Source organism: Pseudoalteromonas phenolica, assembly GCF_001444405.1.
GTDB lineage: Bacteria > Pseudomonadota > Gammaproteobacteria > Enterobacterales > Alteromonadaceae > Pseudoalteromonas > Pseudoalteromonas phenolica.
Window position 1 is genome coordinate 439,309 of record NZ_CP013187.1, and the last position, 13,782, is coordinate 453,090.

Here is a 13,782-nt window from a genome sequence, read left to right on the forward strand (position 1 = left end):
TTTTTCCGAGTCTATCATTGATGACACTTGTCACTAAACAAATTATGAATAGCAGTTAGTCTATGATAAGTATATGTACCTATTATATTTAGCCTAATACCATAATTGATGATTTGATTTGGAAAAGAGATGAACTTGCTTAATAAACCTCACAACATGGCGCTGGCTCACCCTAAGAAAAAGTTTTGGAATTGGGGGCCGCTGTTTTTCTCAAGCTTTTTCTTTTTTCCCTTGCTGACTAATTGGCAAGAGTTATCTTTGAGCGATATCGCGGCACAGCTAGCTATCTATGCGTTATTTGTCTTTTTATATGGTATTGCACTTTATAAAAAAGGTGAGTCGGTCACTCCTAGCTTGGCGGCTATGGCTTTACTCTGTTGTTTAGGTACATATGTGACCTATGGTACTCATTCTTTATTTGGCTTTATTGGCTTTTTCTGTGGTTTTAATTATCGCCGAAAGCAAAGTTTCATGATGATGGCAGCATTGCTGGTGGTAATTATTATTAGTGCATTGTTATTTGTGCCTGTGAAATCACTCTATTTTGTTTCTCCTGCTGCGATTGTCAGTATCGGCTTGTTTATTTTTGGCATGATGGAGCAAAGAGAGCGACTTTATCGTGACCAGCAAGAAAAAGATCAACAGCAAATAGAGCAGTTAGGTGCGATTGCTGAGCGAGAACGTATAGCTAGAGACTTACATGATCTATTAGGCCACTCTCTTTCATCTATTGCACTTAAAGCAGAGCTTGCCAGTAAATTAACAGCGGCAGGAGCTAATGCGCAGGCTTCACAAGAGTCAGAGCAAGTTGCGCAATTAGCTCGAGATTTATTAAGTGAAGTGCGCCAAGCAGTTTCAGGATTAAAGCAAGTAGGCTTCTATGCACAGATAGATGTGTTAGTTACTCGCTTGCAAGATGCGGGTTTTATTGTTGAGCAATCAATTGAGCGTGTTTCATTAAGTGCAGAACAAGAATCTAATTTGTGTTTTATTTTTAAAGAGGCGGTGACTAATATTATCCGCCATAGCAAAGGAAAGTATGTTAAATTACATGTAAGTTCCCATAATGGGGTTGTGGAGTTGTTGATCCAAGATGATGGTATCGTTAAAAAATACCAATGCGGAAATGGCGTCGAAGGGATCAAAGACAGAGTAGCGACACTTCAGGGACAGTGCGACATTTGCACTGATTCAGGTATGGCCATTAATATTCAATTTAAGGAGCGCATTGTATGATCAAAGTGCTAGTGGTCGAAGATCAAGGGTTAGTCCGAGGGGCTATCAGTGCTTTACTTGGATTAGATGTACAAATAGAAGTTGTTGCGCAAGCACAAGATGGCTTAGAAGGTTTGAAAGTACTTCACGAGCAAGATATTGACATTGTGTTGACTGATATTGAAATGCCAAATATGACAGGGCTCGAACTTGCTGAGCAAGTCATAGAAAGATTTACAGACTGCAAAGTGGTTATTATGACTACCTTTTCTAGAGCTGGGTATATCAGAAGGGCTATGTCTATGGGGGTGAAAGGTTTTGTGCTTAAAGAAGCGCCCAGCGAGTATTTAGTAAACACCCTTAAAAAAGTCATGGTAGGACAAAAAGTAATTGACCCTGAGTTGGCAATGAGCGCTTTAGAAGACAGAGATCCTCTCACTGAGAAAGAACGTAAAGCATTACGTTTTGCCAGCGATGGATTAAAAACAGCGGAAATTGCAGAAAAACTGTTCTTGAGTGAAGGCACAATTCGAAATTATTTGTCAGAAGCGATTGCAAAGTTAAATGCAACAAACCGTGTTGACGCGGCCCGAATAGCTAGACAAAAAGGCTGGCTATAATTATTGACGATGTACAGCGTTGTTAAAAGATGAATAAAAGTCATCTAGAGTAATGTGTTTACTCTATTAAAAAGCTTTAAAATCATATTTTTAAATATTAAACTCATCCTAATTTCTTAGTTCAAAATAAGTGGATTATGCAAGAGCTACATTTCGCGATGCCAATTATGTCGCTAACAGCGATCATTTCTGCCGGTGTAATGACCCTGAATTGGTTCATGTATCAGAGTGCCGATGGCGTAAAGCAATGGATGTACTCTATGCAGTTGATGGCACTGACCTGTTTGCTCTTAATTGGCATTAGCTATCAACCAGAAATCATTACTTTTATCGCTTTAACAAGTTTATTCGCTTCTTTTTATTTCTTTGTAAACGGTACTGAAAAGTTCTTTAGATTAGCGCACTCCTATAGGTTGTGGGTTGTTATAGGTGTTATTTACTTTGCATTGAGTAGTTGGTTTAGCTTTGTTGATTCGAATAGAGCGATGCGCTATATCGCGTCCTACTCTTTGGTATCGGTTGCTATGGGACTATCAATTCGCTCATTGATGATTTGTGCTCCTAGCCAACATCAGCGTACTAACTTATCGCGATGGGGCTTTTTGGTATCATGTTTGTGTGTGTTTGCCGTTTTATCAATTCACCTATTAACATTAGACGCGCAGCCAAAGACCGTTGTGTTGACTAGTTTAAATACTGCTCAAGTGTTAGTAATTGCAGCAACTGTGTGCTTACCAATTATTTTATGTGTGGCTTTTAGCCTTTTATGTGGTGCACAGCAACTTGAAAAAATGGCGGTTCTTGCGCAAAAAAATAAGCAAGCAAGCTTATTAAAGGGACGCTTCTTAACCATGCTCAGCCATGAATTAAGAACACCATTAAATGCAATTGTCGGTCATGCAGATATGTTAAAGCGCATTCCGCGCGAACCGCAAAAGCATGCACAATTGTGCGATGTGATTAGTGAAGCTGCGCTTTCGTTGTCAGATCTGGCTAATCAAGTTTTACTGCAGGCAAAAGGAGAGCAAGTTAGCTCACAACTTCAGCCGACAAATCTTGCTGAGCAAGCTCATTCTGTGCATGAACTATTATTACCGCTAGCTAAAAATAAAGATTTGGACTTTAAACTTCGTATTGATGAGCGTTTGAGTGAGCTTTATTTTCTGACTGATAAAGAATCTTTACCATTGGTTTTAAAAAATCTCGTCTCAAATGCGATTAAATATACCGATTATGGTGAGGTAATTTTATCTGCAAGTCTACATGAGCAGCAGGTGAAAGAGGACTATACCCTGCAAGTCGTTAGGTTCTCAGTTTCAGACACAGGGGTTGGACTAAGCAAAAATGCGCTGGATTATATTTTCGAGCCGTTCGCAAGCAGCCAATTTGAGCATAATATAAGTAATAGTGCAGGTTTCGGCTTGAGTTTAAGTAAGCAATTAGTCGAAAACTTAGGTGGAGAATTAGAAGTGAGCAGTGAGTTGAGTAAAGGCACAGTGTTTACTTTTGATTTAGTTTTATCAAGCTGTGATGCACCTGTGTCTCAATTAGGTGAAGAAAAAATGAAATCGCCTGAGCAACTTGCATCGAATCGTATTCTTATTGTTGAAGATAACTTGTTGAACCAAGAAGTGCTAAAGCACTACCTGCAAGATACTAAGATGCAATGTGAGTATGTTAGAACACTTAAGGATGCGAGTGGCTATATAGCTGATAAGCAGTTTGATGTGATTTTATTAGATATGCATTTGCCTGATGGCCATGGCCTTGAATGGTGGCAAAGTTTACAAAGCCAATTTGAACCAGCACAAGCACCAACTGTTATTGCGTTAACAGGAGATGCCGATGAACAGGCACAACAAAGGTATTTACAACAAGGTATTGCTTATTGTTTAGAAAAGCCAGTATCAGGTTCGACATTGTTATCTGTTTTAGAGCATGTAGGCACTGCACAGACAACACAAATAAATCCTTTGCAGTTATTAGACGAAGCCTTAATACATCGTTTGAATCAGCAATTTGACAGTCATTTTTTAAATACGAAATTGATGTATTTGGCAGATACCTTTGATTATGAGTTTGCTCAGTTACAAGGTTTGGCAGACATTCAAGCGATCGATCAATTGGAAGTGAAATTGCAAACTTTGACACAAGAGTGCATTGAGATGGGGTTAAAAGCACTTGCTCAGGCGCTTGAAGAGACAAAACAGGCTGTGCAAGCAAAACAAGTGATTGACTGGCGTGCTTTACATCATTATGCAAAGCAAAACGCCCTTGCGTTGCAAAACTATCAAAAACAATTCACAGCATAATAAAAATATTTCTCGAAAAAAGAAATTGTTTATAAAAGCTTCATCTTGATAGTTAGGTCATTATTCAGAAGTGCGTTAGAATAAAGGTAACTTTATTTGAAAATAGCAGTGAATGACAAAACAGGATCCCCATCTCCAACGAGAGCAAGAAAAATATGATAACCCGGTACCAAGCCGCGAGTTTATTTTAGAGCACATCAAAAAAGCCCCAGCGAAAGCCACGACGTTTAGCCATCTTTGTAGCAGTTTGAATGTATTTGAAGAAGACCGTCAAATTGCATTTAAGCGTCGCTTGCGTGCAATGGAGCGTGACGGTCAGCTGCATTTTAATAAATTTAAACGTTATGTGATCCCAACTGATGATGGATTAGTGAAAGGTCGTGTGATTGGGCATCGTGATGGGTTTGGTTTTTTAGTCGTTGAGGGTGAGCCAAAAGATTGGTTTATTGCTAAGCACCAGATGAACTCGGTACTACACGGCGATATCGTACTTGCAAAAGCAGCCAGTCGCGGCAGTGGTGGTAAAGTCGAAGCGCGTATTGTTCGTGTGTTAGAGAGTGAGCGCGCGCCTATTATAGGGCGTTATTTCGTTGAGTATGGCTCTGCAGTGGTAGTGCCAGAAGATCCAAGGATCACGCAAGATATTATTATTCTGCCAGGCTCCGAAGGCGGTGCACGTCACAACCAAATGGTGCAAGTGGAGATCACGCAGCGTCCAAGTCGTCAAATGAATGCTGTAGGTCGTGTGACTGATGTACTGGGTGACCATATGGCACCGGGCATGGAAATCGAAGTGGCACTTCGCAATCACGATATTCCTCATGAATGGCCAGACAAAGTAGTCGATCAAGTTGCAAAGCATGGCGAATTTGTAGAAGAAGCAGATAAAAAAGGTCGTGTCGATTTACGTCATTTACCGCTAGTGACCATAGATGGTGAAGACGCTCGAGATTTTGATGATGCAGTTTATTGTGAACGTAAAAAGTCAGGTGGCTGGCGTTTATGGGTCGCGATTGCTGATGTCTCACACTATGTGCCAAAAGGCAGCCCGCTTGATAAAGAAGCGATAGAGCGTGGTAACTCAGTGTATTTCCCTGAGCAAGTGATCCCCATGTTGCCAAAAGTGTTATCAAATGGCCTGTGTTCACTGAATCCGAAAGTAGACCGCTTATGTATGGTCGCAGAAATTACTGTGTCAGAAGCCGGTAATTTATCCGGTTATCGTTTTTACGAAGCGGTGATGAATTCACATGCTCGACTAACTTACACCAAAGTACACAGCATTTTGCAAGGCGACGAAGCGCTACGTGAGCAATATGCAGAGCAAGTGCCGCATCTCACTGATTTGCATCAAATGTATATGGCGCTTAAGTCTTCTCGTCAGCAGCGCGGGGCGATTGAATTTGAAACGGTTGAGACACGCTTTGTGTTTAATGCACATCGTAAGATTGAATCAATCGTGCCTGTTGTTCGTAACGATGCACACAAACTCATTGAAGAGTGTATGATCTTAGCAAACGTCGCTGCAGCTAAACTGCTTGAAAAGCACGAAGCGCCAGCGCTGTATCGTGTGCATGACGAGCCTGATCAAGAAAAATTGAGCCACTTTAGACAGTTTTTAAATGACTTGGGTATTGAAAGTAATCTTGCTAACGATCCATCTCCGTTAGAGCTGACCGAAGCACTTGCACAATTGGGTGAGCGCCCTGAGCAAGAGCTGATTCAAACCATGTTGCTCCGCTCAATGAAACAAGCGGTTTATCAGCCTGATAACATCGGTCACTATGGTTTGGCATTAAAAGCCTATGCGCATTTTACTTCGCCAATCCGTCGTTATCCTGATCTGGTTGTGCACCGTGCGATCAAAGCTATTTTAGCATCTCAAGGTCAGCAAACATCTGGCGAATATGCCTATGAAAATGATGAAGCCGATCAACTAGGCGAGCAGTGTTCAATGACAGAGCGTCGTGCAGACGATGCGACTCGCGAAGTAGCGGACTGGCTGAAATGTGAGTTTATGCAAGATCATGTTGGCAGTGAGTTTAGCGGTGTCGTTTCATCTGTCACTAATTTTGGCTTATTCGTTCGTCTAGATGAGTTACAAATCGATGGCATGATCCATGTGTCGACACTGGGTAATGAGTTCTTCCATTTTGATGGCGCGAAACATTGCCTTGTGGGTGAGCACAGTCATCAGGTTTATCGCTTAGGTGATAAGTTACAAGTACAAGTGTCGTCAGTCAGTTTAGACGAACGCCGCATCAATCTGGTGCTTGCGGGTGAGTTAGTGCAAGACCGCTATGCGCGCCGAAGAGCTAAGCCTTCAACAAGTCGATCGACAGATAAACCGAGTCGTAAACCAAGCGTGCGAGAGCAGCTTAAAGCAGGTAAAATCCCGGGTAAATCGACTAAGTCGGGTGAGCAAGCGAGTGAAACACGAGGCGAGAGCCATGATACCAAGCGCAGCTCAAAACGTAACGAACAAGGTAAAAAGCCTAAAAAAGGCAAAAAGACGACGCCTAAAGGCAAACTAAAAAAAGCCAAAAAGGCAGCACTCGATAACCCAACGGGTGCTAAAAAGTCTAAAAAGACCAAAGCAAAGAAAACGCGCCCAGGTAAAAATGCCCGCAAGCGTAATAAACCGAGCGCAGGAGAATAAAGACAGTGAGCAGTGAATTAATTTTTGGTTTTCATTCTATCGAAGCAATTTTAGCGAATGAACCTGAGCGCTTTTTAGAGATCTTTGCATTAAAAGGTCGTGAAGATAAGCGTTTGAACCCTGTAATTAATGAAGCGCGTAAATTTGGCATTTCAGTGCAATTTATGCAGCGTAAAGCATTAGATAACAAAGCCAATGGTGAGCAGCACCAAGGCATCATGGCACGTGTAAAACCTGCGCGTCAGTACAGCGAAAAAGATCTTGATGAGATCATTGCCCGTGAAGCAACGCCTTTCTTTTTAGTATTAGATGGTGTTACTGATCCACATAATCTAGGTGCATGTTTGCGTAGTGCAGATGCGGCTGGTGTGCATGGCGTGATTGTGCCAAAAGATAAGTCTGCAAAGCTTAACGGCACAGCCCGTAAAGTTGCTTGTGGCGCAGCGGAAACCGTGCCTCTTATTCAAGTGACAAACCTAGCGCGTACATTACGTGACATTAAAGAAGCCGGTGTATGGGTAGTTGGTACCGCAGGTGAAACCGATACCCATGTGTTCGATGCGAATCTAACAGGCCCGATGGCGATTGTTATGGGAGCCGAAGGTGACGGCATGCGCCGCTTAACGCGCGAGCATTGCGACGTGTTAGTTAAAATCCCAATGGTTGGTACGGTATCAAGTTTGAACGTATCAGTAGCAACGGGCATTTGTTTATTTGAAGTGCTACGTCAACGTAGTCTTTAATAAGCCAGATAACCACATGAAAAAGCACGATTGGTATCGTGCTTTTTTTGTGTCGTCATTGGTAGCGTTAATATTTGAGTTATCCCGATATAATTTGTCGGGCTAAAGCCTCGACCTACATTTTAAAACAGGCATTAGAAACGTATGTGCGATTTTATATCACATTTCTAATGTAGGTCGTCATTTATGGCGACAATGACTTTTTGTGTTTCTGCGCGTGGCATAAAGCCAAGACTACAGATAGTCTTCTGCAGTGGATTTGTAGGCGCGATTTTATATCGCGCAGTGTTTATATCTTTACCTATGCAACAATCTTATCTGCTAATAGCTCTGCTAATTCATACAAGGAGCTAACCGTATAGGTTGGTTTAATACCTTCTTTACCTTCAACACCCGCATGTTGTAACCAACAGCTATCTATGCCAAAACGATTTGCACCTAGCACATCGCTTTCTAAAGTATCACCTACCATTAGCACTTTACTTTTATCTGGATTACCCAGTTTTGCTAATGCTGCGGCGAAAGGTTCAGGTGCCGGCTTAGCCTTGCCTATTTGCTCAGAAATGATCAAAGCTTCAAAGTAATCGGCAAAGCCGGTATGGGCTAAACGCTTTTGCTGTAATTTGGTAAAACCATTGGTGATGATCCCAAGCTTTACTTTGCCATGTAGTGATTCAAGCAGGGCTTTAGCACCTAATAATGGCTGACAGATCTCCGCCATGGCATCCAAAAATGCGTCGTTTAATTCTTTAGGATTAACATTAAGCTCTGCTGCTAACTTTGTGAAGCGAGAGACTTGCAATGTTTCAGCGTTAATCTCACCATTTTGATATTGCACCCAGAGTGCTGCGTTATCGTCTTTATAACTCTGATAATCTTTCTCGCTGAATTCAACACCATAGTTTAATAACATGGTTTTCAAACCTAGGTAGGCGTTGAAGCTAAATAGGGTTTCGTCGGCATCAAATAAAATATGTGTGTACTGCATCGTGCTATCACTTATTGTAGAGTTCAGGGTGATTAAATGGCGCCATCGCAAGTAATAAAGCTTGTGTATAGCTACTTTCGCGCGTTGCTAGATGATTGGTTAGTAAACCAATTGCACCGCCTTTTTGTTTGATGTTTTCGGTATTGAATAAATCATCCATCACATGGCCCAACTCCTCACCCGCCAGCAATTTATCATAAACCGATTGTGGTAGAGGCAAGTTGCAACTCCGACCAATGCTGGTGTGTTTTCCGTTTGAAATAACCACAAAAGCAAAGGTGGCGGGGCCGTAGCTAAACTGATTTGCACCGCCTTCCATTGCACAGTAAAAGTCTGCCTGATGATGTTTTATAAGATGTTTAACGCGGTTTTCAGCACCGATACGAGTATCGTTTTCTCCTAAAGGCTGATCGGGTACACCACTTGGGGCATGCATACCTTGGCAATCAAGCGTGTGCTCAGGAAAGTACTGTGTGAAAATTTCTTTGGCAGCGGCTACTTTGACCGGATTTTGTGAGCCAACAAGTATTTTTAAAGAAGGCATTATCCCGTGCTCCTTTTATCAATTGAGCAGCTAGTCTAATGCTTTATGAGCGACTTAACTATGTTTTAAATGTTAGAAATAATGAATCGTTGAATTGATTTCTAAATGGGTAAATCAACCGGTGCCATATTTTCCAGCGCACGCTTTTTTACCAGCAGATCTTTTATCAGCGGGGTTAAGACCAGTTCCATCGCCAGACCCATCTTTCCACCTGGAACAACCAAAGTATTGACTCGAGACATAAAGCTGCCATCGATCATTTGCAAGTAATAAGGAAAATCTACGTTGTCGATGCCACGAAAGCGAATAACCACAAAGCTTTCATCGAGAGAAGGAATATCTTTCGCGCTAAATGGGTTTGAGGTATCAACGGTTGGTACGCGCTGAAAGTTAATGTGTGTGCGAGAAAACTGTGGCGTAATATGGGTAATGTAATCATCCATACTTCGAACAATTGAGGTCATCACAGCTTCACGAGAATGGCCACGCTCATTAGTATCGCGGATCATTTTTTGGATCCACTCAAGGTTAACAATAGGCACCATGCCGATCAGTAAATCAACATGCTTAGCAACGTCGTGTTCATCAGTTACCACACCACCATGTAACCCTTCGTAAAACAACATATCAGAGCTAGGCTCTAAGTCCTGATAGGGCGTGAAAGTACCGGGGAGTTGATTATATGGCACAGCTTCATCAAAGGTGTGTAAATAGCGCCTTAGTTTACCGGTACCATGCTCACCATATTCAGCAAATAAGGTTTCAAGACCTTCGAAGTCATTGGCCTCTTGACCAAAGTAACTGATGTGTTTGCCTTCTTGTAAGGCTTCTCGCTTTAGCTTGTCCATTTCTGGGCGAGTGAAACGATGAAAACTATCACCCTCTACAAAAGCGGCATTCGCCTCAAGGCTGCGGAAAATATGTTTAATCGCATTAGTGGTAGTGGTAGTGCCAGCACCTGAGCTACCAGTTATCGCAATGATCGGGTGTTTTTGAGACATATTAACCTGCTAATGATTGTAATTATAAGCGCAAATAGGTGATTTACCCATTTGATGTTACCTGAAGGTTAAGAGATAGCAAGCATTTCAAATTCAGTGTTATTAGAGTGCTTTGGTTGTGTTTTGTTTTTGGTGAAATGCAAAAGCCTCGTTATGATAGAGGCATAACGCCGCTCATTTACTAAAAAGAGCAATAAAAAAGCATGACCAATTAAGGGATTTCCATGTATAAAAAAATGGCTTTAGCTGTCAGTTGCAGTTTAGTTTTCGCGGGTTCAGTACTTGCAAATACGTTCCCAAGTAGCCAGATTTATTTGGCGACAGAACTTGAAAATGGCATTAAGGTGAAACCAATCACGGGTGCAAAGGGTTACCACAATCAACCCTTAGTGACAGAAGACGGCATATATTTTACGCAATCGGTCACTGACGGTGATAAAAGTCAGATGGACTTGTTCTTTTATGATTTTAATAAAGCCAGCGCTGAGAATTTAACGAACTCGCCGGTTTCTGAGTACTCACCGACGTTATATCCTCATGAAGCGGGTTTATCTAGCATTGTTGTTGAAGCTGATGGCAAACAGAAATTATGGTTTTATCCATTCGATAAAAGCCAAGCACCAAAACGCATTTTTGACCATATTGAACCGGTTGGTTACCACGCATGGGGTAAGACTGAAGATTTAGTGATGTTTATCCTCGGTGAGCCACATACATTGCAGTACACAGATTTAACTGGTCATTTACCGAAAGTAGTTGCGGGTGATATTGGCAGAAGTTTGGCGTTTAACGAAAAACGTTCGCTTTACTCGTTCACGTATCAAGAAGGTAACCAGCATTGGTTTGCGACTTTCTCGCCTAACACCCAGCAAGTTAAACAACATTTTGTGATGCCACAGCAAGTGCGAGATTACACCTGGATTGATTCAGACACCGTTGCTTATGCCATTGATAACCGCATTTATACACGCAACATTGAGCAGCCAAAGCAAGTGTCTCAGTGGCATAACTTTACTTCGTATTGTGACTCGCAAATTACCCGATTAAGTTACAAACAAGGCAAGATGGCATTTGTTTGTCAAAAATTGTAATTCTCAAAGCAATCTTTTTGGTTGTTAGTTACAATTAAGCATTACTTTTAGGATAAACATTTTTAAGGGCTAGTGATGGCAATTTTAGTAACAGGTGGTGCGGGTTATATTGGTTCCCACACAGTTTTAGAACTACTAAACCAAGACGACGAAGTGATTGTTGTCGATAACTTAAGTAATTCATCGTCAGAATCATTGAAGCGTGTTGCTGAGATCACAGGTAAAGAAGTAAGCTTTTACCAAGGTGATATTTTAGATAAAGCATTCTTAGATTCAGTATTCGCACAACATAGTATTGAGCAAGTTATCCATTTTGCTGGTTTAAAAGCGGTCGGTGAGTCGGTTCAAAAGCCTATTGAGTACTACCAAAATAACGTTCAAGGTACGCTCAGTTTACTTGATGCTATGCGTGATGCGGGTGTATTTAAGTTGGTATTTAGCTCATCAGCAACCGTTTATGGCGACCCTGCAAGCCTACCGATTCGTGAGGACTTCCCGGTGGGTGGCACAACTAACCCATATGGTACGTCTAAATTGATGGTTGAAATGGTACTGCAAGATGTTGCCAAATCTGACCCACGTTGGGCGTTTGCAATTTTACGCTACTTCAACCCTGTCGGCGCGCATAAGTCAGGCCGTATTGGTGAAGATCCAAATGGCATCCCTAATAATTTACTGCCTTACATCTCACAAGTTGCGGTTGGTAAACTTGCACAGCTAGGTGTTTTTGGTGACGACTACGATACTAAAGACGGCACTGGTGTTCGAGACTATATCCACGTCGTTGATTTAGCCATCGGGCATTTAAAAGCGTTAAATAAAATCAACGCAGAAGCTGGCGCGCATATCTACAACCTAGGTACAGGTAATGGTTATTCGGTATTTGAAATGGTTACCGCTTTTGAGAAAGCGGCTGACAAACCAGTACCTTACGAAGTTAAACCGCGTCGTCCTGGTGACATCGCTGCGTGTTACGCAGCGCCAGAAAAAGCCCTCAGTGAGCTAGGTTGGCAAGCAGAGCGTGGCATCGATGAAATGATGGAAGATACTTGGCGCTGGCAAAGCAATAATCCTAATGGGTATTAATGTTTTGCTAGAGTTAACTTACTACCTAAATAAAAATGGCCATATTATGTGGCCGTTTTTATATCTATTAATGAATGGTATAATTTGCCGCTAATTTTAGGCTATGCCTAATTCAAACCTTATACAATCAAAGCTGCTAAATGCTTTGCATTAAGATCATATAGTTAGAGGTAATTTGTGACGACTCAAGCACTAGACCGCCGTTTCTCTGTTGCACCTATGCTGGATTGGACTGACCGTCATTGCAGAACTTTCCATAGAAAATTGTCTAAACATGCTGTGTTGTATACAGAAATGATCACGACCGGTGCCATTTTATTTGGTAAAGGGGATTATTTGGCGTTTGGTGAACATGAGTTACCTGTGGCGCTGCAACTAGGTGGCTCAGACCCTGAAGCATTGGCAAAGTGTGCGAAGAAAGCCGATGAATATGGATATAGCGAGATTAATCTAAATGTAGGCTGCCCGTCTGATCGGGTACAAAACGGTCGCTTTGGTGCGTGTTTAATGGCTGAACCTCAGCTGGTGGCTGAGTGTATTGCAGCAATGAAAGCGCAAACTAATGTGCCTGTTACGGTAAAAACACGTATTGGTATTGATGAGCAAGACAGTTATGAGTTTTTAACCACGTTGATTGAGGCGATTAAAGATGTAGGTTGTGATGACTTTATCATCCATGCGCGTAAGGCTTGGTTACAGGGGTTAAGCCCGAAAGAAAACCGTGAGATCCCACCGCTTGATTATCCTCGTGTTTATCAGTTGAAGAAAGATTACCCAGATTTACACATCAGTATAAATGGTGGCGTTAAAACCATTGAAGAGTGTCAGCATCACTTAACGCATATTGATGGGGTGATGGTTGGTCGTGAAGCTTACAGCAATCCATTTATGTTATCGCAGGTTGATGAGCTTTTGTACGGTGGTGAAGCGTTTACGCAGACTCGCCATGAAGTGGTTCGCAGCATGTATGATTACTTTGAAGCGCAAATGAGCGAAGGTGCGAACTTCTGGCATATTGCTCGCCACATGTTAGGTATTTTCCAAAACCAACCGGGTGCGCGAGGATATCGTCGTCACTTATCAGAGAATGGACATAAGAAAGGCTCGGGTATTGAGGTAATGGAAAAAGCACTAACGTTTGTGCCTGAACTGTAAAAATTTCTAGAGTTTAAACATACTAAGAGAAGCCGCTTAACTAAGCGGCTTCTTTGTTTTCATATATTATGACTTTGCGTAATGCGCGAAAATGCGCGGGGTAAACCCGCGCCTACATATCAGGGGTTTTCTGTTCTTGGATTGTCGCCGTAAACGACGACTTACAACAATAGCGTGATGGGTCTTACCTATAGGTCGTGGCTTTAGCCCGACAATAATCCACAAAAAATTTCATGTTAACTAAATTGACTACTTTTTAGTTTATTTAACGAAATCATGAAATTTGTCTCTTCTATAAAAACTCCTTAAAAATGTTAAGTGATTGTTTTTAGTTGATTTTATATTTTGGCACAAAGATTGGAATAGCT

At 41.7% G+C, this 13,782-nt stretch carries 11 protein-coding genes; 8 read left to right on the forward strand and 3 right to left on the reverse strand.

The window, feature by feature from the left end; translation table 11 throughout:
* Nucleotides 1-129: 129 nt before the first annotated feature.
* The 5 genes from PP2015_RS01990 to rlmB all read left to right on the forward strand — a co-directional run bounded on the left by PP2015_RS01990 (nt 130) and on the right by rlmB (nt 7,549).
* Nucleotides 130-1,236 carry a sensor histidine kinase gene (locus tag PP2015_RS01990; protein WP_058028679.1) on the forward strand — a complete coding sequence of 369 codons (1,107 nt, stop codon included), beginning with the start codon at nt 130-132 and terminating at the stop codon, nt 1,234-1,236.
* Nucleotides 1,233-1,835: a response regulator transcription factor gene (locus PP2015_RS01995; protein ID WP_058028680.1), complete on the forward strand. Its 603-nt coding sequence runs from the start codon at nt 1,233-1,235 to the stop codon at nt 1,833-1,835. The genes PP2015_RS01990 and PP2015_RS01995 overlap by 4 nt, the downstream gene beginning before the upstream one ends.
* A 137-nt stretch (nt 1,836-1,972) precedes the next feature.
* A complete protein-coding gene (locus PP2015_RS02000) occupies nt 1,973-4,147 on the forward strand; it encodes an ATP-binding response regulator (protein WP_058028681.1) in 2,175 nt (724 codons plus the stop codon).
* Between the two features lie 112 nt (nt 4,148-4,259).
* Nucleotides 4,260-6,806, forward strand: a complete 2,547-nt coding sequence (gene rnr, locus PP2015_RS02005) for a ribonuclease R (protein ID WP_058028682.1) — start codon at nt 4,260-4,262, stop codon at nt 6,804-6,806.
* Nucleotides 6,807-6,811: 5 nt separating this feature from the next.
* Complete coding sequence (gene rlmB, locus PP2015_RS02010) at nt 6,812-7,549, forward strand: 23S rRNA (guanosine(2251)-2'-O)-methyltransferase RlmB (RefSeq protein WP_058028683.1); 738 nt, start codon at nt 6,812-6,814, stop codon at nt 7,547-7,549.
* Nucleotides 7,550-7,850: 301 nt separating this feature from the next.
* On the opposite strand, the gene yjjG is transcribed toward rlmB, so the two are convergent.
* The 3 genes from yjjG to PP2015_RS02025 all read right to left on the reverse strand — a co-directional run bounded on the left by yjjG (nt 7,851) and on the right by PP2015_RS02025 (nt 10,082).
* Nucleotides 7,851-8,537 carry a pyrimidine 5'-nucleotidase gene (yjjG, locus tag PP2015_RS02015; RefSeq protein WP_058028684.1) on the reverse strand — a complete coding sequence of 229 codons (687 nt, stop codon included), beginning with the start codon at nt 8,535-8,537 and terminating at the stop codon, nt 7,851-7,853.
* A gap of 7 nt (nt 8,538-8,544) precedes the next feature.
* Nucleotides 8,545-9,081, reverse strand: coding sequence for an inosine/xanthosine triphosphatase (gene yjjX / locus PP2015_RS02020; RefSeq protein WP_058028685.1), 537 nt, complete (start codon nt 9,079-9,081; stop codon nt 8,545-8,547).
* A gap of 101 nt (nt 9,082-9,182) precedes the next feature.
* Complete coding sequence (locus PP2015_RS02025; protein ID WP_058028686.1) at nt 9,183-10,082, reverse strand: phosphoribulokinase; 900 nt, start codon at nt 10,080-10,082, stop codon at nt 9,183-9,185.
* Nucleotides 10,083-10,306: 224 nt separating this feature from the next.
* On the opposite strand from PP2015_RS02025, the gene PP2015_RS02030 reads away from it, so the two are divergent.
* The 3 genes from PP2015_RS02030 (at nt 10,307) to dusA (ending at nt 13,414) form a co-directional block, all read left to right on the forward strand.
* Nucleotides 10,307-11,173 carry a hypothetical protein gene (locus tag PP2015_RS02030; RefSeq protein ID WP_058028687.1) on the forward strand — a complete coding sequence of 289 codons (867 nt, stop codon included), beginning with the start codon at nt 10,307-10,309 and terminating at the stop codon, nt 11,171-11,173.
* Nucleotides 11,174-11,248: 75 nt separating this feature from the next.
* Complete coding sequence (galE, locus tag PP2015_RS02035; RefSeq protein WP_058028688.1) at nt 11,249-12,259, forward strand: UDP-glucose 4-epimerase GalE; 1,011 nt, start codon at nt 11,249-11,251, stop codon at nt 12,257-12,259.
* A 177-nt stretch (nt 12,260-12,436) separates the two neighbouring features.
* On the forward strand, nt 12,437-13,414 hold the full coding sequence (dusA, locus tag PP2015_RS02040; RefSeq protein ID WP_058028689.1) for a tRNA dihydrouridine(20/20a) synthase DusA: 978 nt from the start codon (nt 12,437-12,439) through the stop codon (nt 13,412-13,414).
* Nucleotides 13,415-13,782: the final 368 nt, after the last annotated feature.